15 protein-coding genes are annotated in these 16,236 nt (G+C 61.8%); 12 read left to right on the top strand and 3 right to left on the bottom strand.

Annotated features, from left to right (window positions below):
• Nucleotides 1-24: 24 nt before the first annotated feature.
• Entirely contained in the window at nucleotides 25-1,329 is a 1,305-nt protein-coding gene (locus RAE04_RS02850; RefSeq protein WP_317026369.1) for a PLP-dependent aminotransferase family protein, read from the bottom strand.
• An 81-nt stretch (nucleotides 1,330-1,410) separates the two neighbouring features.
• Here RAE04_RS02850 and pdxS point away from each other — a divergent pair, with 81 nt between their 5' ends.
• Both pdxS and pdxT read left to right on the top strand, forming a co-directional pair.
• Nucleotides 1,411-2,313, top strand: coding sequence for a pyridoxal 5'-phosphate synthase lyase subunit PdxS (gene pdxS, locus RAE04_RS02845; RefSeq protein WP_049378939.1), 903 nt, complete (start codon nucleotides 1,411-1,413; stop codon nucleotides 2,311-2,313).
• Entirely contained in the window at nucleotides 2,307-2,897 is a 591-nt protein-coding gene (pdxT, locus tag RAE04_RS02840; RefSeq protein WP_317026368.1) for a pyridoxal 5'-phosphate synthase glutaminase subunit PdxT, read from the top strand. The genes pdxS and pdxT overlap by 7 nt, the downstream gene beginning before the upstream one ends.
• Before the next feature lie 72 nt (nucleotides 2,898-2,969).
• Here the strand turns inward: pdxT and RAE04_RS02835 are convergent, their stop codons facing one another.
• Entirely contained in the window at nucleotides 2,970-5,183 is a 2,214-nt protein-coding gene (locus tag RAE04_RS02835) for an NADP-dependent isocitrate dehydrogenase (RefSeq protein ID WP_317026367.1), read from the bottom strand.
• Between the two features lie 216 nt (nucleotides 5,184-5,399).
• On the opposite strand from RAE04_RS02835, the gene RAE04_RS02830 reads away from it, so the two are divergent.
• The 7 genes from RAE04_RS02830 (at nucleotide 5,400) to RAE04_RS02800 (ending at nucleotide 12,122) form a co-directional block, all read left to right on the top strand.
• Complete coding sequence (locus tag RAE04_RS02830) at nucleotides 5,400-6,653, top strand: MFS transporter (RefSeq protein WP_317026366.1); 1,254 nt, start codon at nucleotides 5,400-5,402, stop codon at nucleotides 6,651-6,653.
• A 21-nt stretch (nucleotides 6,654-6,674) separates the two neighbouring features.
• Nucleotides 6,675-7,592, top strand: a complete 918-nt coding sequence (locus RAE04_RS02825; protein ID WP_317026365.1) for an exodeoxyribonuclease III — start codon at nucleotides 6,675-6,677, stop codon at nucleotides 7,590-7,592.
• Complete coding sequence (locus RAE04_RS02820) at nucleotides 7,592-8,575, top strand: trimeric intracellular cation channel family protein (RefSeq protein ID WP_225745911.1); 984 nt, start codon at nucleotides 7,592-7,594, stop codon at nucleotides 8,573-8,575. Before RAE04_RS02825 ends, RAE04_RS02820 begins: the two co-directional genes overlap by 1 nt.
• A 51-nt stretch (nucleotides 8,576-8,626) precedes the next feature.
• Nucleotides 8,627-8,818, top strand: coding sequence for a hypothetical protein (locus RAE04_RS02815; protein WP_049378073.1), 192 nt, complete (start codon nucleotides 8,627-8,629; stop codon nucleotides 8,816-8,818).
• A gap of 114 nt (nucleotides 8,819-8,932) precedes the next feature.
• The gene (gene trpS / locus RAE04_RS02810; RefSeq protein WP_317026364.1) at nucleotides 8,933-9,958 is read left to right on the top strand and encodes a tryptophan--tRNA ligase; all 1,026 of its coding nucleotides are present in this window, start codon (nucleotides 8,933-8,935) and stop codon (nucleotides 9,956-9,958) included.
• A 102-nt stretch (nucleotides 9,959-10,060) separates the two neighbouring features.
• Nucleotides 10,061-11,140: a YhjD/YihY/BrkB family envelope integrity protein gene (locus RAE04_RS02805; protein WP_317026363.1), complete on the top strand. Its 1,080-nt coding sequence runs from the start codon at nucleotides 10,061-10,063 to the stop codon at nucleotides 11,138-11,140.
• Nucleotides 11,141-11,195: 55 nt separating this feature from the next.
• Nucleotides 11,196-12,122 (top strand): RDD family protein, encoded by a 927-nt coding sequence (locus RAE04_RS02800; RefSeq protein ID WP_317026362.1) that lies wholly within the window; start codon nucleotides 11,196-11,198, stop codon nucleotides 12,120-12,122.
• Here the strand turns inward: RAE04_RS02800 and RAE04_RS02795 are convergent.
• A complete protein-coding gene (locus tag RAE04_RS02795) occupies nucleotides 12,085-13,290 on the bottom strand; it encodes a D-alanyl-D-alanine carboxypeptidase family protein (protein WP_317026361.1) in 1,206 nt (401 codons plus the stop codon). The two genes, RAE04_RS02800 and RAE04_RS02795, sit on opposite strands and share 38 nt — an antisense overlap.
• A gap of 39 nt (nucleotides 13,291-13,329) precedes the next feature.
• On the opposite strand from RAE04_RS02795, the gene RAE04_RS02790 reads away from it, so the two are divergent.
• Genes RAE04_RS02790 through RAE04_RS02780 form a run of 3 tightly spaced genes read left to right on the top strand, consistent with a single transcriptional unit; the run spans nucleotide 13,330 to nucleotide 15,971 of the window.
• A complete protein-coding gene (locus RAE04_RS02790) occupies nucleotides 13,330-14,220 on the top strand; it encodes an adenosine deaminase (RefSeq protein WP_317026360.1) in 891 nt (296 codons plus the stop codon).
• Nucleotides 14,221-14,231: 11 nt separating this feature from the next.
• Entirely contained in the window at nucleotides 14,232-14,909 is a 678-nt protein-coding gene (locus RAE04_RS02785; RefSeq protein ID WP_317026359.1) for a type 1 glutamine amidotransferase domain-containing protein, read from the top strand.
• Nucleotides 14,910-15,971 (top strand): alpha/beta hydrolase, encoded by a 1,062-nt coding sequence (locus RAE04_RS02780; RefSeq protein WP_317026358.1) that lies wholly within the window; start codon nucleotides 14,910-14,912, stop codon nucleotides 15,969-15,971.
• The last annotated feature ends 265 nt before the right edge of the window (nucleotides 15,972-16,236 follow it).

Genomic DNA, 16,236 nt, shown 5'->3' with positions numbered 1-16,236 from the left:
TTTATGATCCTTGGGATTACGGTATCACTCGCGTAGGGCGGCCGCGACTGCGGAGAGGCTCGTGTGCAGCTCGCTGTCGCTAAGGTGGCCGAAGCCGAGGACGACGCCGTCTTCGGCGTCGGCGCCTCCCCAATAATCGCGCAGCGGGGTGAGCTTGATGCCGCGGGCGGCGGCGCGGGGGACCACGGCTGGATCGCACAGCAGAACCGCGTGGAGACCACCGTGGATGGGCAGGAGCTGGACGCCATCGATGGCGCCCAGCGTTTCGGCCACTAGGTTGCGGCGGCGTTTATAGGTGCGGCGCATGCGGCCGGTGTGGCGTCGTAAAGCGCCGCTGGCAAGGTAGTGGGCGAGCGCCGCCTGGGGGATGGCGCCGACGGGTTGGCCGAAGACCTCGCGCACGCGGTCAACGGGCGGGCGCAGGAGCGGTGGGACGACGAGGTAGCCACAGGCAATGGAGGGGGAGATGACTGAAGAGAAGGTGCCCAGCAGCACGGTATGTTCCGGGGCGAGCGCGGCCAGGGCCGGCAGTGGCTGACCGACGTAGCGCAGTTCGGAATCAAAGTCATCCTCGATGAGGAGAGCGTCGTGTGCGCGGGTCCATTCGACGAGTTCGGCGCGCCGGGCTGCAGGAAGCGAGCCGCCGTAGGGGTATTGGTGGCTGGGGGTGACGATGAGGGCGTCGAGATCGGCCGTGGGAACGGTGACGCCGTGGGGGTCGGTGGGGATTTCCACCAACGTATGGCCGAGGGCATGAGGCACGCGGCGCAGGCTGGGGTAGCCGGGGGATTCCACGCCTACGCGCAACTGGCGGCCGAGGGCGCGTAGGAGTACGGAGAGGCCGTCGCGGGCGCCGGCCGTGATGAGGATGCAGGTTGGGTCGACGTTAAGCCCGCGCATGTGGCGCAGGTGGGCGGCGACCTCGCGGGGCAGATTGCCGGAGGGGTCGACAGCCGCGGCGCGCCACGCGGCCCTCCATTCAGGGGTGAGGATTCCGGCGGTGTCGGGCAGGCCGGGGGTCAGTGACACCAGTTCGGGCTCGGCGGCCGGTGCGGGGGCCGGCTCCGGCCGTGGGGCCCGCGCGTGGGGGAGCAGCGGGTTGATGACGGTGCCGGAGCCAACCTCGGCGGTGAGGTAGCCCTCGGCCGTGAGTTGCTCGTAGGCGGTGATCACGCTGCCTCGGGAAACGCTGAGCTGCGAAGCCAAGTTGCGGGTCGAGGGAACGCGCTCGCCGGGCAGGAGGACGCCGGCGGCAACCTGGGTGCGGAGGGCCGCGGCGATTTGCACGGGTAGCGGCCGTGTATCAGAGGGATCGAGGCGAAGAGGCACGGGCCCATCATAAGTGGTCTAATCCAACACGCTAAAAATGGCTCTTGTCTTGTACCAATTGTGTGGGCCACTATGTGACCTATGACTGAACAGGTAAATGAACAAGGACGCGCTACCACGCGCGTGAAGCGAGGACTAGCCGATATGTTGAAGGGCGGCGTCATTATGGACGTCGTCACGCCGGAACAGGCGCGCATTGCAGAGGACGCGGGCGCATCGGCCGTGATGGCGCTGGAGCGCGTGCCGGCCGATATCCGCGCGCAGGGCGGCGTGGCCCGCATGTCGGACCCGGAGCTTATCGAGGGCATCGTCGAGGCCGTGGATATCCCGGTCATGGCCAAAGCCCGTATCGGCCACTTTGTGGAGGCGCAAATCCTGGACGAGCTCGGCGTGGACTTCATCGATGAGTCCGAGGTGCTCAGCCCGGCCGATTACGTCAACCACATCAATAAGTGGGACTTCGACGTGCCGTTCGTGTGCGGCGCCACCAACCTGGGTGAGGCGCTGCGCCGCATCACCGAGGGCGCGGCCATGATTCGTTCCAAGGGCGAGGCCGGCACGGGCGATGTCTCCGAGGCAGTGAAGCACTTGCGCACCATTAAGGCCGAGATTGCCCGCCTGCGCCACCTGGATCGAGACGAGCTTTATGTCGCGGCCAAGGAGCTGCGGGCCCCGTATGACCTGGTCGCCGAGGTTGCGGAGACCGGCAACCTCCCAGTCGTGCTCTTTGTTGCCGGTGGCGTGGCCACGCCTGCCGACGCCGCCCTTGTCCGCCAGATGGGCGCCGAAGGCGTCTTCGTTGGCTCCGGCATCTTTAAGTCTGGAAACCCGGCGGCGCGTGCGGAGGCCATCGTCAAGGCGGCGACCCTCTACGACCAGCCGGCCGAACTAGCTAAGCTTTCTCGTGGCTTGGGCGAGGCCATGGTGGGCATCAATGTCAACGATGTGCCTGCGCCGCACCGCCTGGCTGAGCGCGGATGGTAGCTACCGTCGGGGTGCTGGCGCTGCAGGGCGGCGTCGAGGAGCACCTGCGCATTCTGGACGGGCTCGGTGTGGCTACGCGCCGGGTGCGGGTGCTGCGCGACGTGGACGGGCTCGACGGGCTGGTGATTCCGGGCGGCGAGTCGAGCGTCATCGATAAGCTGGCGCGCAGCTTCGGGCTGGCCGAGCCACTTCGCGACGCCGCAGCTGCAGGATTGCCGGTGCTCGCGACCTGCGCGGGGCTCATCTACTGCGCCCGCGAGCTGGAGAATCCCGCGCCGGGGCAGCAAACCCTGGGGCTGCTGGACGTGACTGTACGCCGCAATGCCTTCGGTAACCAGCGCTTTTCCGAGGAACGTACCGTGCCCGTCGCGATGGGGGAGGAAACGCTCGACATTGAGGCAAGCTTCATTCGCGCGCCACTGGTTACCCGCGTGGGCGACGGCGTTGAGATCATCGCGACGGTGCCGGGCGAGAACGGCGACGCGGTGGTCGGCGTGCGCCAGGGCCGCGTGACGGCGCTGAGCTTCCACCCAGAAGAAAACGGCGACGCCCGCGTGCACGCCGCTTGGCTCGAAAGCTTCTAAGTACGCAGATACACCAAAGCCGCCCCGCAGCGTTCATTGCTTCGCTGCGGGGCGGCTTTCGCCTGGGAAGATTTACTTCTTCAGGCCGTCGATGATCTCGTTGAACTGAGCAACTGGGCGCATGACGGCAGAGGTCTTATCGTCATTCGGCCAGTAGTAGCCGCCGAGGTCGGCGGGGTTGCCTTGGGCGTCGACAAGCGCCTGGGCAATCTTGTCTGCCTGGGAGGACAGCTGGGAAGCGACGTCCTTGAACGCAGCGGCGAGGTCGGCATCATCGCTCTGGTTAGCCAGCTCTTCGGCCCAGTAGGTGGCCAGGAAGAAGTGGGAACCGCGGTTGTCGATTTCGCCAGCCTTGCGGGACGGGGATTTGCCCTCATTGAGCAGGCGCTCGGTGGCCTTGTCTAGGGTGGCGGCTAGGACGCCGGCCTTCTCGTTGCCGTTGGTCTGCTTTTCGTGGCGGAAGGACTCTGCCAGGGCCAGGAACTCGCCGAGGGAATCCCAGCGCAGGTGGTTTTCTTCCTCTACCTGCTGGACGTGCTTCGGGGCGGAGCCGCCGGCACCGGTCTCGAAGAGGCCGCCGCCTGCCATGAGTGGAACCACAGACAGCATCTTGGCGGAGGTACCCAGCTCGAGGATGGGGAAGAGGTCCGTGTTGTAGTCACGCAGCACGTTGCCGGTAACGGAGATGGTGTCTTCGCCGCGGCGGATGCGCTCGATGGAGGTCTTGGTAGCGGTTACGGGATCCTCGATGGAGATATCCAGGCCCTCGGTGTCGTGGTCCTTAAGGTACTTTTCCACCAGGGACTTGATATTGCGGTCGTGGCCGCGCTCCGGGTCGAGCCAGAAGATGGTCTTCATGCCGGACAGGCGAGCGCGGTTGACGGCGAGCTTGACCCAGTCCTGGATTGGAGCGTCCTTGGTCTGGCAGGCGCGCCAGATATCGCCTTCCTCTACGTCGTGGGAGATGAGGACCTCGCCCTGGGAATTGCGGACCTCAACGGTGCCCGCGGCCGGAATCTTGAAGGTCTTGTTGTGGGAGCCGTACTCCTCGGCCTTCTGCGCCATGAGGCCCACGTTCGGCACGGTACCCATGGTGGTCGGGTCGAAGGCGCCGTTTTCCTTGCAGTCCTCGATAACGGCCTGGTAGACGCCGGCGTAGGAGGAATCCGGGATGACGGCGAGGGTGTCCTGCTCCTCGTCGTTCTTATTCCACATGTGGCCGGAGGTGCGGATCATGGCGGGCATGGAGGCGTCAATAATGACGTCGGAAGGCACGTGCAGGTTGGTGATGCCCTTGTGGGAGTTGACCATGGCGAGGTCGGGGCCGTCGGAAAGCGCAGCATCGAAAGCAGCCTTGATTTCCTCGCCCTTATCCAGGTTCTTCAGGCCCTCGTAAATAGCGCCCAGGCCGTTCTCGCCATTGAGGCCGGCAGCCAGCAGCTCCTCGCCGTACTTGTCATATACATCGGAGAAGAAGGCGCGGACGACGTGGCCGAAGAGGATGGGGTCAGAGACCTTCATCATGGTGGCCTTCAGGTGGGTGGAGAAGAGCACGCCTTCTTCCTTGGCGCGCTTGACCTGTGCGATGAGGAACTCATCCAGGGCCTTGGCGGACATGAAGGTGCCGTCGATGACCTCACCCTTGAGAACCGGCAGCTCCGGCAGCAGGGTCTGCTCGCCATCGGCGGTCTTCAGGACGATGGACAGGGTGTCCTCGTTGTCCAGGATGACGGACTTTTCATTGTGGCGGAAGTCGTTGTCCGCCATGGTGGCAACGTTGGTCTTGGAGTCCTTGGACCACTCGCCCATGCGGTGCGGGTGCTTCTTGACAAAGTTCTTCACGGCCTCCGGTGCGCGGCGGTCGGAGTTGCCCTCACGCAGCACTGGGTTAACAGCGGAGCCCTTGACGGAATCGTAGCGGGCGGCGATGTCCTTTTCTTCCTCGGTGGAAGGATTGTCTGGGTAATCAGGCAGGTCGTAGCCGGCAGCCTGCAGCTCGGCGATGGCCTTCTTCAGCTGCACCAGGGAAGCGGAAATATTCGGCAGCTTGATGATATTTGCTTCCGGGGTCTTGGCCATCTTGCCCAGCTCTGCCAGGGCGTCTTCGACCTTCTGCTCCTCGGTCAGGCGCTCTGGGAACTGCGCGGCGATGCGGGCGGCCAGAGAAATATCGCGGGTTTCCACGTCGATGCCCGCGGTGGAAGCGAAGGCCTCCACGATGGGCTTGAGGGAGTAGGTCGCCAGCAGCGGCGCCTCATCGGTACGGGTCCACGTAATCTTTGCCATGATTCTCCTATATAACGTTGGAAAATTGTTCAAGTGCCCAGATTACCGATTTTGTGGGCGGCATGTGGGCCAGTTTGCTGATAGTGATCCCCCATTTGCCGCCCCTTGAAAAGGGTTGCGTGGTAATTATCACCCATGCGCAGGTGGGGTGGAGATATTCACGCCCGCCCGCTGCGGGCATGCTACAGCTAAACGTGGGGTGTACCCTCACTCTTCATGAAAATCATCGACGAGCTCAGCCCGCGCAGCGCACACGAACACCGCATTCGCCGCCGTCCGCTGCCGTTGCAAACGGAGATTACCGCCCGCCGCCGTGCCATCGTCATGGTGGCCATGGCCTTGGGCGCGTTTGCCATCGGCACGACGGAGTTTGTGTCCATGGGCCTGCTGCCGCTTATTGCAGATGATTTTGGCATTTCGGAAGAAAACGCCTCCACTCTCATCACCATCTATGCGTTGGGCGTGGTGGTCGGCGCCCCGCTGATTGCGGCCTTTACCGGCAAGCTGCCGCGCCGCCGCCTGATCTTGCTGCTCATCGGGTTCCTCGTGGTGGGTAATCTACTATCGGTCTTGGCGCCGAATTACGCCATCCTCATGGTGGCGCGCTTTATTGCGGGCATGCCGCACGGCGCTTATTTCTCCGTGGCTAACCTTTCCGCCGCATCCATGGCGCCCCCAGGCGGCCGCGGCAAGGCCATGGCTTATGTGGGCATGGGCCTGGCCATCGCCACGGTCATTGGTGTGCCTGCTGCCCAAGCCCTCGGCTCCGCGCTGGGCTGGCAGGCGGCTTACCTAGTGGTCGTAGCCTTGGGCGTCATTACCGCCATTGCGTTGTTCTTCCTGATGCCGCACATGACGGAGATGAAGCAGACCGATATCCGCACCGAATTTGGGGCGTTCAAAAACAGCCAGGTGTGGTTTACCGTCATCATGGGCGTGGTCGGCTTTGGCGGCATGTTCTCCGTCTATACCTATATTTCTTGGACCATGACCGAGGTCGCTGGCATGGACCAGAACCTCATCTGGGTGGTGCTCATGGCCTATGGAATCGGCATGACCATCGGCAATGCCTTCGGCGGCTGGTTGGCGGACCGCAACTTGGAGTTTGGCATCATCTTTGCCTTGGCCTGCCTCATCGTTATCCTTACGGCCTTCTACTTCCTCTCCGGCCATGCCATCCCCGCTACCTTGTGCTTTGGCTGCGTAGCGTTTATGGGCTCCACCTTGGTTCCTTCGCTGCAGCTGCGTTTGGTGCATGTGGCTGGCGACGCCCAGACTTTGGCCGCCGCTCTCAACCAGTCCGCGCTGAACATCGCAAACGCGGCCGGTGCGACAATTGGTGGTGCCGTCGTGGGGGCTGGACTGGGCTACTCCGCTCCGGCGCTGGCGGGTGCTGGACTGGCGGCTGCAGGTTGCCTGGTGTGGGCTGCGACGATGTGGGATAAAAAGCGCCTTGCTCGCCGCGCCTAGGCGGACCGATATGCTGTTGGCATGACCCTTACCATCGCGAGCGTAAACGTCAATGGAATCCGCGCTGCGTGCAAGCAGCGCAATGAAAATAACCCTGGAATGAATGCCTGGCTAGAGGAGACTCCGGCCGAAATCGTGCTCATGCAGGAGGTGCGCGCAACCCCGGAGCAGGCCGAAAAGGCCTTGGCCCCAGCACTAGAGGCGGGATGGCACTTAGCGCTTGCCGACGCCGCCGCAAAGGGCCGCGCCGGCGTGGGTATCTTGTCTCGCACCCCGCTTGCCGACGTCGAAGTGGGCTTCGGCTCCTTTACCGACGCCGGCCGCTGGATTGCGGCTACCACCCGCGATATTCGCGTCGCCTCTCTGTACCTGCCTTCCGGCGATACCGGTTCGCCGAAGTTGGATGAAAAGTACCGCTTCTTGGACGAGTTCCAAGAGGTGCTAGCGGAGAACGCCGCGCGGACGAACTCCGATGGCAGCCCGGCCGACATGGTGATCGGCGGCGATTGGAATATCTGCCACCGCGCCCAGGACCTGAAAAATAATAAGGCCAACGAAAAGAAGGCCGGCCACCTGCCGGAGGAGCGCGCCTTCATGGACCACGTCTTTGGTGCGTTCCCGGATGACAAGCCGCAGGAAAAGAAGAACCTGGGGCAGTGGCAGGGCGTGGTGGAGTACGCCGGCGGCGAGCCGTGGTCCCCGGCCGCAGATCCGCAGTGGTTTGATGTAGCCCGTCGCCTCCATCCGGATGAAGACGGTCCGTATACCTGGTGGACCTACCGCGGCCAGGCCTTTAATAACAACGCCGGGTGGCGCATCGATTACCAGGCGGCTACCCGCCCGATGCTGGAGCGCGCGCAGCGTACCTGGGTGGATAAGGCTCCCACCGTGGAGCAGCGCTGGTCCGATCATTCCCCACTATTGGTGGAGTACAGCTGATGACGCCACTATTTAGCGTCCTTTACGTAGTCGGCATTACGGCCGAGTCCATGACTGCCGCATTATCCGCTGGACGCCAAAAGCTTGACCTTTTTGGTGTCACCATGATCGCCTCCATGACGGCGCTGGGCGGCGGCACGGTGCGCGATATGATCCTCGATGATCCGCCCTTTACCTGGGTTGAGCACCCCATCTATTTGGTGATCGTCATCGTGGCGGCCGTGGTGACGGTGGGCATGTCCTTCCTCATGCACTATTTCCGCCACCTCTTCCTCATCTTGGATGCCCTAGGGCTTGCGGTCTTTTCGGTGCTGGGCACCCAAATCGCGGTCCACCTGGGACATGGGTTCATTATTGCCTCGGTGTCTGCGGTGATTTCCGGCGTCTTTGGTGGCGTGCTGCGTGACCTGCTTTCAGATCGCATTCCGCTGGTCTTTTCCGGCGAGTATTATGCCGCCATCTCGCTGTTGGCCGCGGCACTATTTATGGCGCTCTACCACGGCGGCTTGGATGAGGAACCGACCGCGATTATCACCGCCTCAGTGTGTTTCATCGCCCGCTTGGCCGCGATCTACTTCAAGAAAGGCCTGCCCGTCTTCGAATATCGTGATGCCGAACAGCAGATGGACCCGCGCCTGCGTTTGTCCGCGCGCATCGTGCGCGATGGCGCCCGCAAAGCCAAGCGCAAGGCAGGCGCGGCCACGCGCTATGCCAGCCCCATCACGCGCCCGCTAACCCGACCACTAAGCCGGCCACTGGGTCGCCCGTTTAAGAACAAGACACGAGCTTTTTCTACTGCGGCAGAGGGGGCGGACTACGACGATATTTCGAGCAACCGCATTGCGCGCCGGCCGAAGCAACAATCGATTACGCGGCCGAGTGGCCGGCACTCGCCAGGGGCAAGGGGAGTAAACGTGGAGCAGCAGTGGAGCTTTAATAAGGGGGACGTCGGCAAGCGCAAGGCGCCCAAGCACAAGCAGTAGTGCTACTATGGGTAGGTCAAAAAAATCAGTAATCTGCAACGGAGAAAGTTCATGGCTCGCGCAATTATTTCTTTCGTCCTCGGCGCTGTAATCCTCGGCCTGAGCATCTGGTGGTGGACCGTTGTTGGTCCGTCCTTCGCTTTCCTCGGCCCCATCGTGCTCATGGGCGTGGGCGGCGCGCTGATGGTTGCGGGCTTTGCCATCTTTATGGATGTTGTTAGCCCCACCTCCCGCAAGATTTAAGTTCTTGCGCCGCTTCCCCTGCCCTACGGGTAGGGGATTTTTCGATCCGAAAGTGCGGCGCCTAAGGCAAGGAGATCAGCCGCGCACCGAGCCTAGGGGGTAGGATAAGGCACCATGACTGCAGACAATTCCACCGTTTCCCGCGTCCTGTCCGGTATCCAACCCACCGCTGATTCCTATCACCTGGGTAATTACCTGGGAGCGCTCAAGCAGTGGATTGACCTGCAAGACGGCTATGATGCCTTCTACTTCATTCCTGACCTGCACGCGATCACCGTGGAGCAAAACCCGGAGGAGCTGCGCAACCGCACCATCGCAGGTGCCGCACAGCTCATCGCCTTGGGCATTGATCCGGAAAAGTCCACGCTTTTCGTGCAGTCGCACGTGCCCGCCCACGCGGAGCTGACCTGGGTTTTGCAGTGCCTGACCGGCTTTGGCGAGGCCTCCCGTATGACCCAATTTAAGGATAAGTCCGCCAAGCAGGGCACGGATCGCACCTCGGTGGGCCTATTTACCTACCCGATCCTCATGGCCTCCGATATCTTGCTCTACTCGCCGGATTATGTACCGGTGGGCGAGGACCAGCGCCAGCATCTGGAGCTGACCCGCAACCTGGCCGAGCGCTTCAACAATAAGTACGGCGAGACCTTCAAGGTACCGGAGCCGTTCATCCCGGAGGGTGCGGCCAAGATTTATGACCTGCAAGAGCCGACCTCCAAGATGTCTAAGTCCGGCGCTAACCCCAAGGGTTTGGTCAATCTCTTGGACGCACCGAAGACCTCAGCCAAGCGCATTAAATCCGCCGTGACGGATGACTTGGGTTCGGTAGCTTTTGACCGCGAAAATCAGCCGGGCGTGTCCAACCTATTGGTCATCCAGTCCACGCTGACCGGTGAATCTATCGATTCCCTAGTGGAGAAGTACGCCGGCCAAGGCTATGGCCACCTCAAGGTCGATACCGCAGATGCGCTGCAGGAATTTACCACTCCGCTCAAGGCACGCTATGACGAGTTGATGGCGGACCGCGGCGAGCTCGAGCGCATCCTGGCCAAGGGCGCAGAGACAGCGCAAGAGATTGCCCAGCCGCTTGTCGATGCCGTATATGAAAAGGTCGGCTTTCTTCCTCGCCTGCGCAAGTAGTCGGCGGCTGCTTCCCCCGTGCACCACCCCACAAAGGGACAAGTGGGCATTTGCCAGTTACTCTAGGTGGGATAAAAACTGTGCGAGCAAGAAGGGAAGCACGTGCCAGCCACCACGCAATCCTCCTCGAAGAAGACGGACCACTACGGCATCGAACGCGCCAATGCCGACGATCCTGGTGCGGTAGATAAGATTCGCTCCAAGTCCGGATTCGTTGACCACCTCATGCGCATGAACGAGCGCTACGGTGCCGAAGGCGGCAACCAGTTTGCCGCCGGCATCACCTATTATTCGGTACTCTCCATCTTCCCGCTTGCCATGCTGATCGTGGCCACCATCGCCGCCGTCTTGGCTAACCGCGAGGACTTGCTCAATGATTTGCAGTCCCAGATCACCAGTTCTATCGATGGCGATATGGGAGATACGGTCAATGAGATCTTGGATACCGCCATTGACCAACGCGGCGCCATGTTCGGCATCGGTGGTTTGACCACCCTGTGGTCCGGCCTGGGCTGGATGAATAACCTGCGTATCGGTATCTCGGCCATGTGGGGCATCGATGCCAACGAAGGCGGTTCCTTCCTGAAGAAGAAACTCTCTGACTTGGTAGGCCTCATTGGCCTCATCCTGGCGTTCCTCATCGCCTTTGGCGTCACCGCTGCCGGTTCTTCCGGACTTACCCAGAAGATTTTCGAGCGGGTCGGCATCGAGTCCTTCCCGGGTATGGACTTTGTGATTTTCTTTGTCGGCTTGGCAGTGGGCCTATTGGCCAACTTCATCGTCATGTGGTGGATGATTATGATCCTGCCGCGCACCAAGGTGCCGAAGAAGTCCGGTCTCATCGGTGCCGCCATCGGCGCCGTTGCTTTCGAGCTGCTCAAGCAGCTGTCTACGGTCATCATGTCCTCTGCTACCGGCAGCCCGGCCGGTGCGGTCTTCGGCCCGGTCATCGTGCTCATGGTGGTCATGTACCTGATTTGGCGCGTGGTGCTGTATATCTCCGCGTGGACCGCCACCACCGCCGAGTCCCTGAAGTTTGCTCACCCGCCCGTCCCGGAGCCAGCCGTTATTCGCGTTCGCAACGAGGTCAAGGAAGGCGCGCCTGCAGGTGCGACCTTTGGCATTGGTGCCGCATTAGGCGCCGCGGCCGTGGGTGCATGGAGCCTATTGCGTCGGAAGTAAATCTCCTCCTTAGGGGTGAGGACGCAGCGGTCCTTTGGCTTTAAGATGAGTAATTATGAACGCCAATGACATCGCACCGAATCTTTATGAAGAATGGGGACTAGACCGCCGCGATGGCGAGCGGGAACTCTTAGTCTTGCTGGAGTCCAAGGATTTATTGCTAGAGCAGCAAGGTCAGGACATCGAGGACCCGCGGCGCGCGCAGCTGCGCATCGCCGCCAGCGTTGTGGGTTCTGCCGCGAAGAGGGCGGAATACGACAAGGCGTGTGGGGCAGGGCTTCGCCCCACGTGGGGCGACCTGGGACAGCTGGGCGCGGTAGGCCAGTGGAGCCCGCGGCCTCAGCAGCCGCAGCAAGCTCAGTTCTTCCAGCCGGGTCAGGCGGCAGGGCCGGGACATCACGCGCACCAAGAACCACGATTTGCGCAGACTGCTAGCCCTTATGGGTCACCGTATTCACGCAATCCCTTTGCCCCGCAGCACAATCCTTTCCCTCCGGCGGCGACCGCGTCCGTACCCGCACCGCAAATACAGCACCCAACGCCTGAAATCAGTCAGCGCGCCGGTCAAGATGCGCGCATCGGAATGGCCATTTTGGACCTATTCTTTTTCTCACTCATCAGCGGTAGCTTCGGCGGTGCGCTGCTTTCTGGTGGCGCGGATGAACTCTCGACGTTTATCGGTGGTGCCATCATTTTGCTGCTCTATGTTTTGGGCACCGAGTGTTGGCTCGGCGCCAGCCCGGCCAAGCTGCTGATGGGCTACACAGTGCGCGATGTCGATACCAAAGAGCGGCTTAGCCTCACCCAGTCCGCAAAGCGTCAGTGGTGGCGCTTAGCCAATATTGTGCCGGGCCCCGGTACCTTCGCCAGCTGGGTGGGCGCCGGCGTGCACACCTTCACCATTTCGGAGAAGAATAACCGCCGCGGCTCCCACGATGAGTGGGCTAACGCCGAAGTAGTGAAAAAGCACCCACGCAAATAGCCAGCAAAGCTACAGCGCCAGCGATGACCCAGCCGAGCCACCCCTGCACCCCAGCTAAAGAGGAGCTCGCAGATTGCGCCCGGGAATCGGGTTCCGGCGTTGCTGCAGGGGACGCGGGGGAGTCGGCGTCGGAATGGGCTTCGGCAAGCAGCTGGCCTACGCCATCACCAGGGGAAACCTTATAAGCCTCGTGCAAAAGCTTTTGAGCCTGCTCCCACGCGCGCGGGCCGTGCTCCACGGTGGTATCGAGTAAGACCGCCTGCAAGCGCCGACCATGGCGGTCAAGCGCGCCGACGAAGGTATGGTGCGCATCATCGGTAAAACCCGTCTTGCCACCAATACCGTCCGGATCGTTGAGGAAAAGCCCGTTATCGTTTCCTAGTTGGTAGCCTTCATAATCTCCCCAGCCCGGAAAATCTACGGACTCCGTATCGACAATTCGTGCAAAGGTCGGGTTATGGAAGGCCGCGCGGTAAATGCGGGAAATATCCTCGGCTGAGGTAGACATGCCTGGGGCATCGAGCCCGGAGTAGCTGGCCGCGTAAGTGGAATTCGTGCCGATCTCGGCCGCCTTGTCATTGACCTTGCGCAAAGTGACCTCGTCGCCACCCAATTCCTGTGCCAGCGCGTGCGCGGCATCATTGCCCGAGGCCATGAGTAAGCCCTGCAAAAGCTGTTCCACCGTGTAATCGCCGCCGGGGCCGATGCCCACTGCGGAACCATCGATTTGCGCCGATTCTTCGCTTACATCCACCTTCTTGTGCAGGTCCAACTCGTCGATGACCACGAGCGCTAGCAGCGCCTTAATGATGGAGGCCGGCCGGTACCGGCCGTTAGGGTCCTTCATCGCGACGATCTCGCCGGAATCGATATCGGAGACCATCCATGCTGCGGCCACCACATCCTTATCCACCTTGAATCCTTCAGGCAGGGTGGTGCCGCAGGGCTCATCGCTGTCCACCGGTGGCAGCGGGGTGGGGGAGGCTTGCCCAGGAGCGAGGCGTTCCGAGGTGGTGGTGGCCTTTTCCGGGCGCTCGGCGTGCGGGCATTTATCGGTATCCGGCGCGGCGGTACGCGTGGTGGTTGGAGCGGTCGGCGTTTCCGCCAGTGCTAGCGGCGGGCCGCTCGCCAGCACGGCGGCGAGAGAACAAGCGAGAATTCTTTTCATGACATGACACATCTTAGGCCCGTGCCTACGATGGGACGCATGCATGACGCGCCTTTGATTAGCCCAGAAAATAAGGATTCCGCCGCCGACGTGGTGGCCAAGCTTCCTAAGGTCTCCCTTTTTGAAACCATCACCTCCTCGGCCGCCACGCCGGAAGAGCTCACCGCCGCTCTCCGCGAGCGTTACGAAGCTCTGGCTGCCGACGGCGTGGTCTACGCGGAACTGCACTTAGATCCGGCGGAGTTTGGCGTGGACGCCGCCACGCTTGCTGACGCCGCCGCAGCCGCCCGCATTCCTTCCCTTGACGCCCGCATCGTCCTCGCTGGTACTGCTCCCGAGACCGCTGTTTCCGATGACGCCTCAGTGGTGGGCTATAGCCTGCCGCAGGACCAAGCGAGCGCGGCCGCAGATTTCCGCGCGAATTTCCTGCCCACCCAGATCCTGGTGGGAGAGGACTTCACAGAAGTAGAACGTGCCGCCCAGGCTGGGGTGAATCGCCTCATCCACCCAATCAATATGATCGATGATTTCACTGCAAATATCGATGGCATCCTGCCGGGCAAGGCTTCTGGATACATCCGCGATCGCCACATCCCACTTGTCTTTACTCCGCTGGAGGAGTCCGAGGACCTCAATGACCATCCGCTGCCGCTGCTGCAGCAGCTGGGCTTTACCTGTGCCATTTCTTCGGGTGAGATCACGTTGAGCAAGCAATTCCTCGCCCTGAGCGAGACCTTTGGCTATGGGCTGGAGGAGTTTTTCGATCTCACCGTCAAGGCGGTAGAAAATTCCTTTGCTGACCAGGAATCACGGCAGCATCTGCTAGAAACGGTTATCCTGCCAGCATACGAGGAACTATCAGACCCCGAGCTGGCAGGCCCAGACACTGAAGAGTCTTTGGCAGACACCGCTGAAGAAACTACTGACTAAAGGAGAATTATATGCCTTCTGTACTTTTTGTTGTTACCGCTGCTGAGGAATGGACACTGGCCGATGGCACTAAGCGCCCTACCGGCTATTGGGCCGAGGAGCTTATTGCCCCGCACCGCGTCTTCCAGGGCGCAGGCTGGGATATCCACTTTGCTACTCCGGGCGCGAAGGCTCCCGTGGCAGATGAGTACAGCCTTGAGGTTCTGCCCGATAACGTGCGCATGGCGCAGGAAAATTACTTGGCAGAGTTGGGCGTGGCACTAGAGAACCCGATGAACTTGGCTGAGGTCGATGAAGCAGATTATGACCTCATCTTCTACCCGGGAGGCCACGGCCCGATGGAGGATCTTGCCTACGATCAGGATTCTGCAAAGCTTATTCAGGCGCGTATGGATTCCGGCCGCGCGCTCGGCCTCGTTTGCCACGCCCCGGCCGCGCTATTGGCCTTGGATAACGAGAATTGGCCGTTCAAGGGCTACAAGATGACCGCCTTTAGCAATGCAGAGGAAGGCGAGGAGATGGTTGCCGCCGCTAAGTGGGCCTTGGAGACTCGCCTGCGCGAGCTCGGCGCGGATTACCAGGAGACCGATCCGATGTCCCCGAACGTCATTGTGGACCGCAACCTGTACACCGGCCAGAACCCGGCTTCCTCTGAGCCGCTGGCACAGCGGATTCTGCGCGATTTCTAAATGCGTGTTTCGCAAGTTCTCAAAGCCGGGGCTGCCCTGACCGGTGTGGTTGGGGTCGCGGGCATGGCGGCGTATGCGCTCAGCCGCCGGCCGTACCTGCGCGAGGTGGCACCGGGGTTGCGCAGCCCGGTTCTGTACCTGCCAATGCATCTGCTTGCCGACGCCACCTTTGCCCGCGCCAGCCGCTTTTTTGCCAGCATTGACTTTTCCCGCCCGATGCGGCACGCGGTGGACGTCACGGAGTTTTCCGCGTCTTTCGATGGCCATGCTTTTAGCGCTCGCGTGCTTACCCCACGCGACGATGCCCAGGGCGTAGCCAATGCTGGGCCGCGCCCCGTGGTGGTGTGGACGCACGGCGGCGGCCATCTTATCGGTGGCCCGGCAATGTATGACCCGCAAAATGCTCGCATGGCGGCCGAACTCGGTGCCATCGTGGTGGCTCCGCGTTACCACAAATCCACCCAGGAGCCATTCCCCGCGGACCACGATGAGTGCTACGCCGCGCTACGCTGGGTGCAAGAACACGGCGATAAGCTGGGCGGGGATACCTCGCGCATCGCGGTCGCCGGCGATAGCGCCGGCGGCGGCCTTGCCGCGGGCTTGGTTCAGCGGGCCTTTGATGAGGGCCATCCGGTCCGCGCGCTCGGCTTGGTCTATCCCATGTTGGATCACCGCACCACGGATAAGTCCGGTGCGGTGGGCCAATTCATCTGGACGGCGGGCCCGAACCGCGGCGCGTGGTCCATGTACCTGGGAGATGACCACCTGGATGTTGACCTGCCGCCCTATGCTTCGCCGGCCACGCGCAGTGATCTTTCCGGCCTGCCGCCAACGTGGATCGGGGTAGGCGGCATCGACCTTTTCTGCGATGAATCCGTGGCCTTTGCCCAAGCCCTCGATGCGGCCGGCGTGGATACGACCCTCGACGTGTGGGCCGGTGCCTACCACGGCTTCGACCAGATTAAGCCCACGGCTCCGCAATCGCGCGAGCTTATCGACGCCCTCATTGACCACCTTCGCCGCCACCTTGAAAGCCACGTACTCAGGGAGGTCAAGCGATGAAGTACAACACGCACGTGTCGTGGGTCGTAACTTTCGCCAGCATGATTGTTCTCGGCCTGATTCTGGGCGGGGTCTTTGGGATAGGTACCCTGGGCCGATCCATTGTTGGCCTCAGCGTCTTTGTCGTGTGGCTGATTTTCGATAAATACATGCGCGACCGGAGCCGACGTCAAGAAACAGAAGTACGGGGCCACTAAACGCAGAAAGCCGCCCCCTTCTCTTCCCACCTGCTGTGAGTGGGGAGGAAAGGCGAGGCGGCTGATGC

The sequence above is a fragment of the Corynebacterium sp. CTNIH16 genome (genome assembly GCF_032821655.1).
Lineage (GTDB): Bacteria > Actinomycetota > Actinomycetes > Mycobacteriales > Mycobacteriaceae > Corynebacterium > Corynebacterium marquesiae.
Note: the sequence above shows the minus strand (reverse complement) of the source record. Positions and strands in the feature narration are given on the sequence as shown.